A 15527-nucleotide genomic window follows, 5' to 3' on the forward strand; every position below is an offset into this window, starting at 1 on the left:
GACGACTCGCACTAACCAAAAAAGGCAGCCCGAGGGCTGCCTTTTTTGGTGGAGCGTCGGCCGATCAGTTGCGGATCAGGTGATCGAAGGCGCTGAGGGAGGCCTTGGCACCCTCGCCGACCGCGATGACGATCTGCTTGTACGGCACGGTGGTGACGTCGCCGGCGGCGAAGATGCCGGGCAGCGAGGTCTCGCCACGGGCGTCGACGATGATCTCGCCACGGGGGCTGAGTTCGACGGTGCCTTTCAGCCAGTCGCTGTTGGGCAGCAGGCCGATCTGCACGAAGATGCCTTCCAGCTCCAGGGTCTTGAACTCGTCGTTGGTGCGGTCCTTGTAGGTCAGGCCGGTGACCTTCTGGCCGTCGCCCTTCACTTCGCTGGTCAGCGCACTGGTGATCACCTCGACGTTGGGCAGGCTGTGCAGCTTCTTCTGCAGCACGGCGTCGGCGCGCAGCTTGCTGTCGAACTCGATCAGAGTGACGTGGGCGACGATGCCGGCCAGGTCGATGGCCGCCTCGACACCGGAGTTGCCCCCGCCGATCACCGCAACGCGCTTGCCCTTGAACAGCGGGCCGTCGCAGTGCGGGCAGTAGGCGACGCCACGGCCGCGGTATTCCTGCTCACCGGGGACGTTCATTTCACGCCAGCGGGCGCCGGTGGCGAGAATCACGGTCTTGGCCTTGAGGCTGGCACCGCTCTCGAACTTCACCTCGTGCAGGCCACCTTCGGCCTTGGCCGGGATCAGGGCGCTGGCACGCTGCAGGTTCATGATGTCGACGTCGTAGTGCTTGACGTGCTCTTCCAGCGCGCGGGCCAGTTTCGGGCCTTCGGTCTCCGGGACGGAGATGAAGTTCTCGATGGCCATGGTGTCCAGCACCTGGCCGCCGAAGCGCTCGGCGGCAACGCCGGTGCGGATGCCCTTGCGGGCGGCATAGATGGCGGCCGAGGCACCGGCCGGGCCACCGCCCACCACCAGCACGTCGAAGGCCTCCTTGGCGCTGAGCTTCTCGGCGTCGCGGGCGGCGGCGCCGGTGTCGATCTTGGCGAGGATCTCTTCCGCGCCCATGCGGCCCTGGGCGAACAGCTCACCGTTCAGGTAGATGCTGGGCACGGACATGACCTGGCGCTGCTCGACCTCGTCCTGGAACAGCGCGCCGTCGATGGACACGTTGCGGATGTTGGGGTTGAGCACGGCCATCAGGTTCAGCGCCTGCACCACGTCGGGGCAGTTCTGGCAGGACAGCGAGAAGTAGGTTTCGAAGTTGAATTCGCCTTCGAGGTTCTTGATCTGCTCGATCACGGCGGCGTCCAGCTTGGACGGGTGGCCGCCGACCTGGAGCAGGGCCAGGACCAGGGAGGTGAACTCGTGGCCCATGGGGATGCCGGCGAAGCGCAGGCTGATGTCGGCACCCGGGCGCTCCAGGGCGAAGGAGGGCTTGCGGGCGTCGTTGCCGTCTTCGCGCAGGGTGATCTTGTCGGTCAGGCCGACGATTTCCTGCAGGAGTTCGCGCAGCTCGCGGGATTTGTCGCTGTCATCGAGGGACGCGACGATCTCGAACGGCTGGGTGACCTTTTCCAGGTAGGCCTTCAACTGGGTTTTAAGATTGGCGTCCAACATGACTGACTCCTTGGGTATTTCGGGCGTAAGGGGTCCCCGCGGCGGACGCTGACGCGTCCGCCCTGCTCGCTCGGATTCGGGCTTTGTGCAGGGTGGCCAGCCGGTCGGCCGGCCACCGGGGGAAGGGTACTGCGTGACTTAGATCTTGCCGACCAGGTCCAGGGACGGGGCCAGGGTAGCGGCGCCTTCCTTCCACTTGGCCGGGCACACTTCGCCCGGGTGGGCAGCGGTGTACTGGGCAGCTTTCAGCTTGCGCAGGGTCTCGGACACGTCACGGGCGATCTCGTTGGAGTGGATCTCGACGGTCTTGATGACGCCTTCCGGGTTGATCACGAAGGTGCCGCGCAGGGCCAGGCCTTCTTCCGGAATGTGCACGCCGAAGGCGTTGGTCAGCTGGTGGGTCGGGTCGCCGATCAGCGGGAACTGAGCCTTGCCGACCGCCGGGGAGGTTTCGTGCCACACCTTGTGGGAGAAGTGGGTGTCGGTGGTCACGATGTAGACCTCGGCACCGGCCTTCTGGAACTCGGCGTAGTTGTTGGCGGCGTCTTCGATCTCGGTCGGGCAGTTGAAGGTGAAGGCTGCCGGCATGAAGATCAGGACCGACCACTTGCCCTTGAGGGACTCTTCGGTGACCTCAATGAACTTGCCATTGTGGAAAGCGTTGACCTTGAAGGGTTGTACGGAGGTATTGATCAGAGACATCCAGTTAGACCTCTTTTCCATGGGTGAAGGGTGGGTTGAAAAATCTACCCGACGAATACTAGGCGGTTACTCGGTAAAGAGCTTATTGATTGAGAGCATCGCCATCATTGGTTTACTAAATCAATGCTGCAGCCCAGTGACTACGGGGTCTGCAGCGATTCAGCGGGCCTTGGCGAGGCCGTCTGCGCCGAGAATTCGCCGATGAACGACCGACGATCAGACCATCACGACAGGCTCTCGTCCAGTATGACCACCAGCTTGCCGGCCACCTGGTTGCCGGCGAGCGTGTCGAATGCGAGCTGGACGTCGGCAGCCGCGAAGGCCTTTTCCAGCTGCGGCTTCACACGCCCCTCGGTGAACAGCGGCCAGACCTGCTGGTGCAGATCGCGCAGCAGGTCGGCCTTGAAGGCGTCGTCGCGGTTGCGCAGGGTGGAGCCGATGAGCTGGATGCGCTTACCCAGCACCTGGGCCATGTCCAGCTCGGCCTTGCGGCCGCCCATGAGGCCGATGTTGACCCAGCGGCCGTCGCGGGCCAGCAAGTCGAGGTTCAGCGCGGCATAGTTGCCGCCGACCGGATCGAGGATCACGTCGAACGGACCGAAATCCTTGAGGCCCTGCAGGTCATCGCCGCGCAGCGCGCCGCCCTGGGCACCCAGGCTCACACAATAAGCCAGTCGTTCAGCCGAACCCACGCTGACCCAGACCGGGTTGCCGAACGCCTTGCACAACTGGATGGCCGCCGAGCCGACGCCGCTGGCGCCCGCGTGCAGCAGCACCTTCTCACCCGGGCCGAGCGCGGCGAGCTGGAACAGGTTGAGCCAGGCGGTGGCGTAGACCTCGGGCACAGCGGCTGCCTCGGCCAGGGACAGCCCCTCGGGCACCGGCAGCGCGTGGCGGGCATCCACCACCACCTCCTCGGCCATGCCACCGCCCGCGAGCAGTGCACAGACCCGGTCGCCAACCTCCCAGGCGCACCCGGGACCGACCTCGGTGATCACCCCGGAACACTCCAGCCCGATCACGTCACTGGCCCCCGGCGGTGGGGGGTAATGACCCGCCGCCTGGAGCAGGTCGGCACGGTTCAAACCCGCCGCGGCGACACGGATTCGGACCTGGCCCACATCACAGCTCGGAACCGTGCGCTCTGCCCACTCCACGCGGCCTTCAATGCCTTGCAATGCTTTCACGCTGCCTCCATAGTGACCCCGGACCCGCCGGGCGCTGACCGCCGGGCTTTTGCTTTGCGCCGAAGGAACCCGGCGCCCTCAAATACGGCCTAATATGCGTTATCACCTGCCCCGACGTCGAATCAGCATGAAGCGTTCTCTGATCTGCTCCGCCCTTGCGTTCGTTTTCAGCATCAGCGCGCTCCCGCTGCATGCCTCCACCACCTCGGCAAGCGACAGCTGGGACTCCCTCCAGCCGGACCGCGAGCAGGTGATCGCCAGCCTCAACGTGGTCGAGCTGCTCAAGCGCCACCACTACAACAAGCCCCCGCTCAACGACGAACGCTCGGTGAAGATCTACGAGGGCTACCTCAAGATGCTCGACCCCGCGAAGATGTACTTCACTGCGGGCGACATCGCCGAATTCAACGCCTGGAAGACGCAGTTCGACGACTTCCTGAAGAAGGGTGACCTGCAGCCCGGCTTCACCATCTACAAGCGCCACCTCGACCGCCTGAAGGAGCGCCTGGACTTCGCCCTGGCGATGCTCGGCAAAGGTGTCGACAAGATCGACTTCACCGTCGACGAAACCCTCGAGACCGACCGCGAGAAAGCCACCTGGGCCAAGGACAGCGCCGCGCTGGACGACCTGTGGCGCAAGCGCGTGAAGGACGAGGTCCTGCGCCTGAAGCTCGCCAACAAGGAGCCCAAGGCCATCCAGGAACTGCTGATCAAGCGCTACAAGAACCAGCTATCGCGCCTTGAGCAGACCCGTGGCGAAGACATCTTCCAGGCCTACATCAACGCCTTCGCCCAGACCTACGACCCCCACACCCAGTACCTCTCCCCGGACAACGCCGAGAACTTCGACATCAACATGAGCCTGTCGCTGGAAGGCATCGGTGCCGTCCTGCAGAGCGACAGCGAGCATGTGAAGGTGGTGCGCCTGGTTCCGGCCGGCCCCGCCGAGAAGAGCAAGCAGATCGCCCCGGCCGACAAGATCGTCGGCGTTGCCCAGGGCAACGGCGAGATGGTCGACGTGATCGGCTGGCGCCTGGACGAAGTGGTCAAGCTGATCCGCGGACCGAAGGGTTCTGTGGTCCGCCTGGAAGTGGTGCCTGCCAGCAACGCCCCGAACGACCAGACCAGCAAGATCGTCTCCATCACCCGTGAGGCAGTGAAGCTGGAGGAGCAGGCCGCGAAGAAATCGGTGCTCAAGCTCGAGCACGACGGCCATCCGTTCAAGCTCGGCGTGATCGAGGTTCCCGCCTTCTATCTGGACTTCAAGGCCTTCCGCGCCGGCGACCCCGAGTACAAGAGCACCACCCGCGACGTGAAGAAGCTGCTGGGTGAGCTGCAGAAGGAAAACGTCGACGGCGTGGTCATCGACCTGCGCAACAACGGCGGCGGTTCCCTGCAGGAAGCCACCGAACTGACCGGCCTGTTCATCGACCAGGGCCCCACCGTGCTGGTACGCAACAGCGACGGCCGCGTTGACGTGCTGGCCGACGAGAACAGCGGCGTGTTCTACAAGGGCCCGATGGCCGTGCTGGTGAACCGACTGTCCGCCTCGGCCTCGGAGATCTTCGCCGGCGCCATGCAGGACTACCACCGTGCGCTCATCATCGGCGGCCAGACCTTCGGCAAGGGCACCGTGCAGACCATCCAGCCGCTGAACCACGGCGAACTGAAGCTGACCCTGGCCAAGTTCTACCGCGTCTCCGGCCAGAGCACCCAGCACCAGGGCGTGATTCCCGACATCGAATACCCCTCGGTGGTGGACACCAAGGAAATCGGCGAGAGCGCCCTGCCCGAGGCCATGCCCTGGGACAGCATCCGCCCGGCGATCAAGCCGGAGGTCGACCCCTTCCGCCCCTTCCTGGCTGAGCTGAAGGCCCGCCACGACGCGCGTACCGCCCACAACCCAGACTTCGTCTACAGTCGCGAACGCCTGGCACTGGCCCAGAAGCTGATGAAGGAAACCGTCGTCAGCCTCAACGAAGCCAAGCGCCGCGCCCAGCAGACCGATATCGAGAACAAGCAGTTGGCCATGGAAAACGCCCGCCGCAAGGCCAAGGGCGAAGACCTACTCAAGGAGCTGAAAAGGGAAGACGAGGACGCCCTGCCGGAGGACGACAAGACCAAGCCGGAAGACGACGCCTACCTGACCGAGACCGGACAGATCCTACTGGATTACCTGGGCCTGAACACCACGGTAGCCAAGCACTGAGCGTCATCAGATCGTCACGAAACTGTCGTGAAATGCAGGGGCCGCTTATGCGGCCCCTTGCTTTTAGCGCCTCCTGTACGAGAGCCCCTCATGACAGTCACCGAGCAGTTGAGCGCCTTGGGCCAGATCCTCGCTCACGGCGACCTGAACAGCCTGTTCCAACCGATCTTCTCCCTTTCCGAGCGGCGCATCCTCGGCTACGAGGCCCTGACCCGCGGCCCCTCCAACAGCCCGCTACACTCCCCCGTCACCCTGTTCGCCATGGCCCGTCACGCCGGACGGTTGAGCGAACTGGAGATGGCCTGCCGCAAGCGCGCTTGCACCCGCTTCCATGAGCTGAAGCTCGACGGCAAGCTGTTCCTCAACGTCTCCCCCGAATCCCTGCTGGACCCGGCCCACCAACCGGGCCGCACCCTGCAGATGCTGCAGGCTTTCGGCATCCCGCCGAGCGAGGTGGTCATCGAACTCACCGAGCATGCCCCCACCGATGACTTCGCCCTGCTCGACACAGCCCTGCACCACTACCGCGCCATGGGCTTCTCCATCGCCCTGGACGACCTGGGTGCGGGCTATTCCAGCCTGCGCCTGTGGTCGGAGCTGCGCCCCGATTACGTGAAGATCGACCGCCACTTCATCGACGGCATCCACCAGGACGCGGTGAAGCGCGAGTTCGTCGGCTCCATCCTGAAGATGGCCAAGGCCTCCCGCGCCCAGGTCATCGCCGAGGGCATTGAACTCAGCGAGGAACTGGCCGTGCTGGCCGAGATGGGCCTGGACCTGGTGCAGGGTTACCTGCTCTGCCGGCCCCAGGAGAACCCGCCGCGAGAGGCCCGCGCCTACCTGCCGCTGCTGGACCGCGCCCAGAGCCAACTGGGCGAGGACAGCGCCGACCTCAAGCCCCTGCTCAACGAGCAACCGGCGATGCACCGCAACACGCCCATCAGCGAAGTGCTGGAGGCCTTCCGCGTGCAAGCCAACCTGAACTCGGTGGCCGTGCTGGACGATCAGCAGCAGCCCATCGGCATCGTCCACCGCCACCTGCTCTCCGATGCGCTGCTCAAGCCCTTCGCCACCGACCTGTTCGCCCGCAAGCCCATCAGCCGGCTGATGAGCGATGACTTCCTCGCCGTGGAGATCGGCCAGTCCCTGCAGCAGGTCAGCCGCCTGCTCACCAGCCGGGCGCGGCAGCGGATCGAGGAAGACTTCGTGATCATTTCCGAGGGGCGCTACCTTGGCCTGGGGCGGGTGATCGACGTGCTCAAGCTGATCACCGAGATGAAGATCCAGCAGGCCCGCCACGCCAACCCGCTGACCCTGCTACCGGGCAACGTGCCCATCCAGCAGTGCCTGAGTCGCCTGCTTCAGCAGGGGCGTGCCGCACGGGTCTGCTACGTGGACATCGACAGCTTCAAGCCCTTCAACGACCTCTACGGCTACGCCAAGGGCGACGAAGTGCTGCTGTGCCTGGCGCAATGCCTGAACGAGCGCGTCGACCCGGCGCGGGATTTCGTCGGGCACATCGGCGGGGATGACTTCATGCTGGTGCTGGGCTCGGATGACTGGCGCAGCAAGCTCAACTTCCTGCTGGAGGACTTCCAGGGGCAGTGCCGGCGCTTCTACCGGGCCGACCACCTACAGGCGGGCTGCTTCATCGCTCACAACCGCAGCGGCCAGCGCGAGGAGTTCCCCCTGCTGTCACTCTCCATCGGCGTGGTGAACCTGACGCCCGAGGCCTGCAGCCAGCTGGATGCCGGGCAACTGGCCGGCCTCGCCTCGGAGGCCAAGCGCCACGCCAAGGCTGTGCCCGGATACAGCCTGCACATCCTCGACGCAGTCTAGGCGTTGAACGAAAAGTGCCTGCGCTCGGTGATGCTGCGTTGAAAACGCCCTCAGAATGCTCATTTACAACACGTAAACTGCGCTTCTTCGGGCGTTTTCGCCTTGCCTGACCTTCGCTCGACGACTTTTCGTACAGCGCCTAGGTTCGACTCAGAGCCCGAGCTGGGCGGCACGACGATCCATGCGTTCGGCGGCCTCGACATCCGCCACCAGCCCCGGCCCGCCCTCGCGGTACAGGTCCGCCAGCTTGCGCGCCGCGAGCGGGTGGCCGGCCTGCTCCGCCAGGCTCCACCAGTGGGCGGCCTGGGCCGCATCCGGTGCCTGCCGGGCATCACCGGCCAATGCCAGCACGCCCAGTTGGTAAGCCGACTTGCCGTCCCCGGCCTGGCCCGCCAGGCGCAACAAGCGAATGCCCTCCTCCCGCGCACCGAAGCCCTGGCCGCGGTGCAACAGCAGGTGGCCATAGAAGCGCTGGGCCGCGACATTCCCGAGGTTGGCCTGCCGGGCGTACTGCCCCTGCATCCAGTTCCAGGCACGCGGGTTGCGCACCAGCGACGGGAAACGCAGCAGCCAGCGGGCCACCGCATAACCCAGCCAGGCCCGCAGCTTCCAGATGGCCATCAGGGTTCCTCGGGGTAGTCGAATTCGAAGACGCGAACCACCTCGGCGGCATGCCAGGAGGCAGCAGCCACACCGTCCGGAGGACCGGAGAAACGCCCCAGTCGCACCACGAATTCGAAGAAGCCGGTACGCGGCAGGCGACTGGCGCCCTGGCTGATCACCAGGGAGCTGCGCAATGGCCGCTCGGCCCGGGCATCCAGCGCCGCCAGGTGTTCCAGGGCAGCGGTGAGGGTCTGCATCGCCGGGCTCGGCAGTTGCAGGCGCTCCACCAAGGCCCGGTAGGTCAGGAGATGCCGCTGGCGCCGCGCATCATCCAGCTCATTCAACAGCGACTGCCAGTGCTGGCGACTGATGCGTACGCTCATTGCACCTCCCAGCCGGCGATCCCCAGGGTCACGGCCAGGGACCGCTGGATGGCGGCATCGGGCTCGCGCTCACCCTCCTCGATCAACCCCAGGTAGACCGGGCTGATGCCCACCGCACGCGCCAATTGCTCGATGCTCTGACCACGCGCCTCGCGCAGTGCCCGCAGCTCGCGCAGGGGATGGGTATCGGCGGGGGCCGAAGCGGGTGCGGCCTGTCCGGCGGCCTGCAGCAGCGCCTGGTAATCGGCCCAAGGCAATACGGCGTATTCTGCTTCGCCGTCACGCATGATCACTTGCACGTTCATTGCAACTCCCGTGGACAGCAGTGCCGACGTCTCAGCACCTTCCTTGCAGGCGGCCATCTTAACAGGGCGAATCGGCCTACGGGGTCCTACATGAACGGAGCATGACCGGGTAGGCAGACCCACGGGATCAGCTGAATTCCTCCGACAGTTCCTGCGGTGCGGGGAGTTGCTCCAGACGCGCCACCACCTCCGGTGCCTGGGCATCGCGCCAGCGGCGGAATGCCTCCAGCTCCTGGCCCCAGGTGCGCATGACCCAGGCCAGCACCGCAAGGTCGTCGATCAGGCCCGCCCCCAGCACCCAATCGGGGATCGCATCCACCGGCGTCAGGAAGTAGACCAGCCCGGCCACCACCGACAGCAGCGCCTTGGGGCTCAGATCCCGATACTGCCCGCGAACCCGTGCCACGCAGAGCGCCATCAGCAGCTTCAGGTCCTCCCGTGCCCCACCCAGACGACCACCTTGGCGGGCACTCTTTCGGGTGACGGCCAACAGCAAGGCCGGTAGACGTCCGCGGGCCAGGAATCGGCCGGCCAGGGGCAGGTAACGTTCGAAATTCCAGGGTGCCTTCATCGTCTCGACTCTCCGAACCGCATGGGACGGGCTCTTCCGCGGTTACTCACAGATCCTGTGGATAACCTTGTTGACAGTGTATTGATTACGCCATGAAAGCCCCGCGCCACGAGGCCTCCGCTCAGATCGGCGATTTTTTCGCCACGCCGAAAAAGCCAGCTAAATCAACCAGTTGATTTTTTGTCCAGTCGCTGCGGCAGCCCGTCGCAGTGACAAATCCGTGACTGCACGACCATGTGCATAACCGTAACAGGGTGGCGTGCCTCCACCCCCTTTCAGACCTGCCGGTCGAGCCGGGGTTCGTTTGGTAACCCGCAGGTCCCGTTACGGTCAGGAGCGCCTATCGAAAGAAAGGCACAAACGAAAACGCCCCGCTAGGCGGGGCGTCTGGTCGACCGGGCATTACTGCTGCGGAGCAGCACCCTGGTCAGCGGCCTGATCCTTGATGCCGATCAGTTCCAGGTCGAAGACCAGGACCGAGTTGGCCGGGATCGCCGGGCTCGGGCTCTGCGCGCCGTAAGCCAGCTCGGACGGGATGTACAGCTTGTACTTCTCGCCGACGTGCATCAGTTGCAGGCCTTCCACCCAACCGGGGATCACGCCGCTCACCGGCAGGTCGATCGGGCTGCCACGCTGGATGGAGCTGTCGAACACGGTGCCGTCGGTCAGCTTGCCTTCGTAGTGGACAGTGACCACGTCGGTGGGCTTGGGCTGGGCGCCGTCGGCCTTCTTGATCACTTCGTACTGCAGGCCGGAAGCGGTGGTGGTGACTTCCTTGCGCTTGCCGTTCTCTTCCAGGAACTTCTTGCCCGCCTTGGCGGACTCTTCGTTCAGCTTGGTCATGCGCTCTTCGGCACGCTTCTGCAGGAAGGCGAAGGCTTCGACCAGCTCTTCATCCTTCAGGCGCTGGTCCTTCTTGCCGATGGCGTCTTCGATACCCAGGGCGACGGCTTTGGAATCCAGGTCGTCCATGCCTTCCTGGGCGAGGCTCTTGCCCATGTTCAGGCCGATGCCATAGGACGCCTTCTGGGCCGGGGTCTTCAGCTCGACGCTGCTGGTCTGGGAGTCGCAGCCTGCGAGCACCAGGCCCACCAGGGCCACCGCTGCCGCCAACCGAGTTTGTTTCATGCTGATTCCTTATCTGTACGCCGTGAGGGCATGTTCGAAGAAGCGGCGAGCTTAGCAGGCCGCTGCGATCAGTGGCTATGGGCACTTAGGATCGAAAACAGGGGAATAAGTTCAGCGCCAGGGCGAGGATTTTGCGGCTTTTCACCACCAATCACCTGGGCCGGAACCGCACCGAAAAAAACCGGGACGAACGAAAAAGCCCTCAGGTATCGCTACCTGAGGGCTTTGTATATGGCGCAGCGGACGGGACTCGAACCCGCGACCCCCGGCGTGACAGGCCGGTATTCTAACCGACTGAACTACCGCTGCGCGTTACCCCGAGATTGGTGGGTGATGACGGGATCGAACCGCCGACCCTCTGCTTGTAAGGCAGATGCTCTCCCGGCTGAGCTAATCACCCTTCACTCTCGAAGTGGTGCGCATTCTAGGGATGCATTCGAACTCTGGCAAGCCCTTTTTCAAAAAAATTTTTCAGCCGTTCCAAAGGCTTAGCGCAGGGTTGGCCTGCAGGCCCGGGACGAGAATAATGCGGCCTTTGTTTCCGGAGAGTTCCTCTTATGTGGTTCCGCAACCTGCTCGTCTACCGCCTCACCCAGGATGTGCCCTTCGACGCCGACGCCCTGGAGGCCGCCCTGGCCACCAAGCCCGCGCGCCCCTGCGCCAGCCAGGAACTGACCACCTACGGCTTCGTGGCGCCCTTCGGCAAAGGTGCGGACGCGCCGCTGGTCCACGTGAGCGAAGGCTTCATGCTGGTGGCCGCCCGCAAGGAGGAACGCATCCTGCCCGGCAGCGTGGTGCGTGACGCACTGAAGGAGAAGGTCGACGAGATCGAGACCCAGCAGATGCGCAAGGTCTACAAGAAGGAGCGCGACCAGCTCAAGGACGAGATCGTCCAGACCCTGCTGCCGCGCGCCTTCATCCGCAAGTCGGCCACCTTCGCCGCCATCGCCCCGGCCCAGGGCCTGATCCTGGTGGACGCTTCCAGCCCGAAGCGTGCCGAGGACCTGCTCTCCACCCTGCGCGAAGCCATCGGCTCGCTGCCGGTGCGCCCGGCCTCGGTGAAGATCGCCCCCACCGCCACCCTCACCGAGTGGGTCAAGACCCAGGAAGCCGCCAAGGACTTCTACGTCCTCGACGAATGCGAGCTGCGTGACACCGACGAAGACGGCGGCGTGGTGCGCTGCAAGCGCCAGGACCTGACCAGCGACGAGATCCAGCTGCACCTCTCCTCCGGCAAGCTGGTCACCCAGCTGTCCCTGGCCTGGCAGGACAAGCTCTCCTTCATCCTCGACGACAAGCTGGTGATCAAGCGCCTGCGCTTCGAAGACCTGCTGCAGGAGAAGGCCGAGCAGGACGGCGGCGAAGACGCCCTCGCCCAGCTGGACGCCAGCTTCACCCTGATGATGCTGACGCTGGTGGAGTTCCTGCCCCAGCTGCTCGACGCACTCGGCGGCGAAGAGATTCCCCAGGGCATCTGACCCTCCCCGAAGCGCCGGCCCAGAGCCGGCGCTTTCACGATAACGACAAGGAATGACCATGCGCGCCCTCGCTGCCTTGAGCCGCTTCGTCGGCAACACCTTCGCCCTCTGGATCCTGCTGTTCGCCGTGCTGGCGTTCTGCGTCCCGGCCCCCTTCCTGCCGATCACCCAATGGATCGTGCCGTTGCTGGGGCTGGTGATGTTCGGCATGGGCCTGACACTGAAGGCAGCGGACTTCCGCGAAGTCGCGCGGCGACCGCTGTGGGTACTGATCGGCGTGCTCGCCCAGTTCATCATCATGCCGGGCCTGGCCTGGCTGCTCTGCCGATTGCTGCAGCTGCCGCCGGAAATCGCCGTCGGCGTCATCCTGGTCGGCTGCTGCCCCGGCGGCACCGCCTCGAACGTGATGGCCTGGTTCTCCCGCGGGGACGTGGCCCTGTCCGTCGCCATCACCGCCGTCACCACCCTGCTGGCGCCGCTGGTCACGCCCGCGCTGATCTGGCTGCTGGCCTCGGCCTGGCTGCCGGTGCAGTTCAGCGCCCTGTTCATGTCCATCCTGCAGGTGGTGCTGGTGCCCATTGCCCTCGGCTTCATCGTGCAACGCCTGCTGGGTGCGCGGGTGCAGGTGGCCGAGCAGGTGCTGCCACTGGTGTCGGTGCTGTGCATCGTCGCCATCGTGGCCGGCGTCGTGGCCGCCAGCCAGGCCAAGATCGCCGAGTCCGGCCTGCTGATCATGGCGGTGGTGGTGCTGCACAACGGCTTCGGCCTGGCGTTGGGCTACCTCGCCGGCCGCGTCTTCGGCCTGCCGCTGGCCCAGCGCAAGACCCTCTCCATCGAGGTCGGCATGCAGAACTCCGGGCTCGGCGCCGCCCTGGCCAACGCCCATTTCTCCCCCCTGGCCGCCGTGCCGAGCGCGCTGTTCAGCGTTTGGCACAACCTGTCCGGCTCATTGCTCGCCGCGATCTTCCGACGTATGAGCGAACCCGATTCCGACCGTTCCGCACACCATTGACTGACAACCGCCTGCCCGTTCGGACTTGTCCCCACGGGCAGGATGTGCAAAATACTGCGCAAACGCAGGGACGGCCCTGCCACTTCCAGCCACGCCTTCAGTGCGGTGCTGCAGTGACCACCCGGGGACGGCCCCCACATTCCGTCCCCCTCTGGAGGTCACCATGTCCTGGATCATCCTGTTCTTCGCCGGCCTGTTCGAAGTGGGTTGGGCCGTCGGCCTGAAATACACCGAAGGCTTCACCCGCCCGCTGCCCACCGCCCTCACCGTGCTGGCCATGGCCATCAGCCTCGGCCTCCTGGGCCTGGCCATGAAGCAGTTGCCCCTGGGTACCGCCTACGCGATCTGGACCGGCATCGGCGCCGTCGGCACCGTCATCGCCGGCGTCATCCTGTTCGGCGAGTCGGTCGCGCTGATGCGCCTGGGCAGCGTCGCGCTGATCATCTGCGGGCTGATCGGGCTCAAGATGAGTACCTGAATCGCGCCCATGAAAAAGCCCGCCTTCCGGCGGGCTTTTTCGTTCCGGATCGCTCAGCGCGCCTCACCACGCAGCGCCGCCACCGACGCCTGCAGACTGAGGCGGTCCACCGTCTCCGGCGCCAGCGCCGGGCCAGCCACCAGGTTGATGTGGGACCAGAAGCGCTTGAACAGGCCTTTGTTCGGATCGCGGCTGAAGAAGCTGCCCCACAGGCCCTGCAGCGCCATCGGGATCACCGGCACCGGGTTCTGTTCGAGGATGCGCTCCACGCCGCTCTTGAACTCGTTCATCTCGCCATCGCCGGTCAGCTTGCCCTCGGGGAAGATGCACACCACCTCGCCCGCCTTCAGGTACTCGTCGATCTTCTTGAACGCACGGTCGTAGACCAGCAGGTCCTCGCTGCGGCCGGCGATCGGCACGGTGCCGGCCGTGCGGAAGATGAAGTTGAGCACCGGCAGGTTGTAGATCTTGTAGTACATGACGAAGCGCACCGGCCGGCGCACCGCGCCGCCGATCAGCAGCGCATCGACGAAGGACACGTGGTTGCACACCAGCAGCGCCGCGCCCTCCTCCGGGATCGACTCCAGGCCGCGATGGTGCACGCGGTACATGGAGTGGCCGAGCAGCCACACCAGAAAGCGCATGCTGAACTCGGGGACGATCTTGAAGATGTAGCTGTTCACCGCGATGTTCATCAGCGACACCACCAGGAACAGCTGCGGGATCGACAGCTTGGCCACGCTCAGGAACAGGATCGAGGCGATGGCCGAAACCACCATGAACAAGGCGTTGAGGATGTTGTTGGCCGCGATCACCCGCGCCCGCTCGTTCTCTGCGGTGCGCGACTGGATCAGCGCATACAGCGGCACGATGTAGAAGCCGCCGAACAGGCCGATACCGAAGATGTCCGCCAGGATCATCCACGCCTGCGGCTCGCTCAGCACGGCCAGCCAGTCATGGGGCTGGGCGCCCTGGGGGAAGCCGCCGGAGTGCCACCACAGCAGGATGCCGAACACCGTCAGGCCGATGGAGCCGAAGGGCACCAGGCCGATCTCCACCTTGCCGCCGGAAAGGCGCTCGCAAAGCATCGACCCCATGGCGATGCCCACCGAGAACACCGTGAGGATCAGCGTCACCACGCTCTCGTCGCCGTACAGCAGGTCCTTCGAGTAGGCCGGGATCTGCGTCAGGTAGATGGCGCCGAGGAACCAGAACCAGGAGTTGCCCACCAGCGAGCGCGACACCGACGGCCGCTGCTCCAGGCCCAGCCGCAGGATGCGCCAGGACTGCACGAAGATGTTCCACTCCAGCTTCAGCTCCGGCATGGCCGCTGCCGCACGGGGAATGCCCCGGCTGGCCAGATAGCCCAGGCAGGCGGTGAGCAGGATGGCACCGGCCACGATCGGCTCGTAGTGCGACGCGGACATCATGACGCCCGCGCCGATGGTGCCGGCGAGGATCGCCAGGAAGGTGCCCATCTCCACCAGCGCGTTACCCCCCACCAGCTCCTGCTCGCGCAGGGCCTGGGGCAGGATCGAGTACTTCACCGGACCGAACAGTGCCGAGTGGGTGCCCATGGCGAACAGCGCCGCCAGCAGCAGCCAGAGGTTGTCGAAGAAGAAGCCCAGCGCACCGACCGCCATGATGGCGATCTCCGCCAGCTTGATGGCACGGATCAGGGCGTCCTTGGCGTACTTCTCGCCGAACTGGCCACCCAGGGCGGAAAACAGGAAGAACGGCAGGATGAACAACAGCGCGCAGAGGTTGACGTAGATCCCCTTGTCGCCGGAGATCGCCAGCTTGTAGAGGATCGCCAGGATCAGCGATTGCTTGAAGATGTTGTCGTTGAAGGCCCCGAGCAGCTGGGTCACGAAGAACGGCAGGAAGCGCCGCGTGCCCAGCAGAGCGAATTGCGAATGTTGGCTCATCGTCCTTGGTACCTGATGGTTGGCGAGAATGCGCCCCGCAGGGAATCGCACGTCGCTGATTGGACATCAGGACCCGGTCGGAAAGC

14 protein-coding genes and 2 tRNA genes are annotated in these 15527 nt (G+C 65.1%); 5 read left to right on the plus strand and 11 right to left on the minus strand.

Going from position 1 to position 15527, the window contains the following annotated elements; genetic code table 11:
• Nucleotides 1–64 precede the first annotated feature (64 nt).
• The 3 genes from ahpF to FBY21_RS11900 form a co-directional block, all read right to left on the minus strand.
• Nucleotides 65–1618, minus strand: coding sequence for an alkyl hydroperoxide reductase subunit F (ahpF, locus tag FBY21_RS11890; RefSeq protein ID WP_044406145.1), 1554 nt, complete (start codon nt 1616–1618; stop codon nt 65–67).
• Nucleotides 1619–1756: 138 nt separating this feature from the next.
• Nucleotides 1757–2320: an alkyl hydroperoxide reductase subunit C gene (ahpC, locus tag FBY21_RS11895; protein WP_044406148.1), complete on the minus strand. Its 564-nt coding sequence runs from the start codon at nt 2318–2320 to the stop codon at nt 1757–1759.
• Nucleotides 2321–2544: 224 nt separating this feature from the next.
• The gene (locus FBY21_RS11900; RefSeq protein ID WP_142011205.1) at nt 2545–3507 is read right to left on the minus strand and encodes an NAD(P)H-quinone oxidoreductase; all 963 of its coding nucleotides are present in this window, start codon (nt 3505–3507) and stop codon (nt 2545–2547) included.
• A 127-nt stretch (nt 3508–3634) separates the two neighbouring features.
• Here FBY21_RS11900 and FBY21_RS11905 point away from each other — a divergent pair, with 127 nt between their 5' ends.
• A complete protein-coding gene (locus FBY21_RS11905) occupies nt 3635–5716 on the plus strand; it encodes a carboxy terminal-processing peptidase (RefSeq protein ID WP_107330399.1) in 2082 nt (693 codons plus the stop codon).
• Nucleotides 5717–5806: 90 nt separating this feature from the next.
• Nucleotides 5807–7555 (plus strand): bifunctional diguanylate cyclase/phosphodiesterase, encoded by a 1749-nt coding sequence (locus FBY21_RS11910; RefSeq protein ID WP_044406157.1) that lies wholly within the window; start codon nt 5807–5809, stop codon nt 7553–7555.
• A gap of 150 nt (nt 7556–7705) precedes the next feature.
• Here the strand turns inward: FBY21_RS11910 and FBY21_RS11920 are convergent, their stop codons facing one another.
• The 7 genes from FBY21_RS11920 to FBY21_RS11950 all read right to left on the minus strand — a co-directional run bounded on the left by FBY21_RS11920 (nt 7706) and on the right by FBY21_RS11950 (nt 10945).
• On the minus strand, nt 7706–8176 hold the full coding sequence (locus FBY21_RS11920) for a sel1 repeat family protein (protein ID WP_074968941.1): 471 nt from the start codon (nt 8174–8176) through the stop codon (nt 7706–7708).
• Complete coding sequence (locus FBY21_RS11925) at nt 8176–8541, minus strand: hypothetical protein (protein ID WP_044406163.1); 366 nt, start codon at nt 8539–8541, stop codon at nt 8176–8178. Before FBY21_RS11925 ends, FBY21_RS11920 begins: the two co-directional genes overlap by 1 nt.
• Nucleotides 8538–8846 carry a helix-turn-helix domain-containing protein gene (locus FBY21_RS11930; RefSeq protein ID WP_069560867.1) on the minus strand — a complete coding sequence of 103 codons (309 nt, stop codon included), beginning with the start codon at nt 8844–8846 and terminating at the stop codon, nt 8538–8540. The genes FBY21_RS11925 and FBY21_RS11930 overlap by 4 nt, the downstream gene beginning before the upstream one ends.
• A 127-nt stretch (nt 8847–8973) precedes the next feature.
• Nucleotides 8974–9417 carry a YkvA family protein gene (locus tag FBY21_RS11935; protein WP_044406167.1) on the minus strand — a complete coding sequence of 148 codons (444 nt, stop codon included), beginning with the start codon at nt 9415–9417 and terminating at the stop codon, nt 8974–8976.
• Between the two features lie 402 nt (nt 9418–9819).
• Nucleotides 9820–10545: an FKBP-type peptidyl-prolyl cis-trans isomerase gene (locus FBY21_RS11940; RefSeq protein ID WP_044406170.1), complete on the minus strand. Its 726-nt coding sequence runs from the start codon at nt 10543–10545 to the stop codon at nt 9820–9822.
• 232 nt (nt 10546–10777) lie between these two features.
• Nucleotides 10778–10854, minus strand: a tRNA-Asp gene (locus FBY21_RS11945).
• A gap of 15 nt (nt 10855–10869) precedes the next feature.
• A tRNA-Val gene (locus FBY21_RS11950) sits at nt 10870–10945 on the minus strand.
• 157 nt (nt 10946–11102) lie between these two features.
• Here FBY21_RS11950 and rdgC point away from each other — a divergent pair.
• From rdgC to sugE, 3 genes are all read left to right on the plus strand, one after another.
• Nucleotides 11103–12023, plus strand: a complete 921-nt coding sequence (gene rdgC, locus FBY21_RS11955; RefSeq protein WP_044406173.1) for a recombination-associated protein RdgC — start codon at nt 11103–11105, stop codon at nt 12021–12023.
• A 58-nt stretch (nt 12024–12081) separates the two neighbouring features.
• The gene (locus FBY21_RS11960) at nt 12082–13035 is read left to right on the plus strand and encodes a bile acid:sodium symporter family protein (RefSeq protein ID WP_142011207.1); all 954 of its coding nucleotides are present in this window, start codon (nt 12082–12084) and stop codon (nt 13033–13035) included.
• Between the two features lie 163 nt (nt 13036–13198).
• Nucleotides 13199–13513, plus strand: coding sequence for a quaternary ammonium compound efflux SMR transporter SugE (gene sugE / locus FBY21_RS11965; RefSeq protein ID WP_044406178.1), 315 nt, complete (start codon nt 13199–13201; stop codon nt 13511–13513).
• 53 nt (nt 13514–13566) lie between these two features.
• Here the strand turns inward: sugE and FBY21_RS11970 are convergent, their stop codons facing one another.
• Entirely contained in the window at nt 13567–15441 is a 1875-nt protein-coding gene (locus tag FBY21_RS11970; protein WP_142011210.1) for an MFS transporter, read from the minus strand.
• Between the last annotated feature and the right edge of the window lie 86 nt (nt 15442–15527).

It is taken from the genome of Pseudomonas sp. SLBN-26, assembly GCF_006715895.1.
In the GTDB taxonomy this organism is placed as follows: Bacteria; Pseudomonadota; Gammaproteobacteria; order Pseudomonadales; family Pseudomonadaceae; genus Metapseudomonas; species Metapseudomonas otitidis.

Bases quoted from the DNA above. Each gene is read 5' to 3' on its own strand.
- ahpF (WP_044406145.1), bottom strand. From the start codon at position 1,618: ATGTTGGACGCCAATCTTAAAACCCAGTTGAAGGCCTACCTGGAAAAG.
- ahpC (WP_044406148.1), bottom strand. From the start codon at position 2,320: ATGTCTCTGATCAATACCTCCGTACAACCCTTCAAGGTCAACGCTTTC.
- FBY21_RS11905 (WP_107330399.1), top strand. From the start codon at position 3,635: ATGAAGCGTTCTCTGATCTGCTCCGCCCTTGCGTTCGTTTTCAGCATC.
- FBY21_RS11910 (WP_044406157.1), top strand. From the start codon at position 5,807: ATGACAGTCACCGAGCAGTTGAGCGCCTTGGGCCAGATCCTCGCTCAC.
- FBY21_RS11920 (WP_074968941.1), bottom strand. From the start codon at position 8,176: ATGGCCATCTGGAAGCTGCGGGCCTGGCTGGGTTATGCGGTGGCCCGC.
- FBY21_RS11925 (WP_044406163.1), bottom strand. From the start codon at position 8,541: ATGAGCGTACGCATCAGTCGCCAGCACTGGCAGTCGCTGTTGAATGAG.
- FBY21_RS11930 (WP_069560867.1), bottom strand. From the start codon at position 8,846: ATGAACGTGCAAGTGATCATGCGTGACGGCGAAGCAGAATACGCCGTA.
- FBY21_RS11935 (WP_044406167.1), bottom strand. From the start codon at position 9,417: ATGAAGGCACCCTGGAATTTCGAACGTTACCTGCCCCTGGCCGGCCGA.
- FBY21_RS11940 (WP_044406170.1), bottom strand. From the start codon at position 10,545: ATGAAACAAACTCGGTTGGCGGCAGCGGTGGCCCTGGTGGGCCTGGTG.
- rdgC (WP_044406173.1), top strand. From the start codon at position 11,103: ATGTGGTTCCGCAACCTGCTCGTCTACCGCCTCACCCAGGATGTGCCC.
- FBY21_RS11960 (WP_142011207.1), top strand. From the start codon at position 12,082: ATGCGCGCCCTCGCTGCCTTGAGCCGCTTCGTCGGCAACACCTTCGCC.
- sugE (WP_044406178.1), top strand. From the start codon at position 13,199: ATGTCCTGGATCATCCTGTTCTTCGCCGGCCTGTTCGAAGTGGGTTGG.
- FBY21_RS11970 (WP_142011210.1), bottom strand. From the start codon at position 15,441: ATGAGCCAACATTCGCAATTCGCTCTGCTGGGCACGCGGCGCTTCCTG.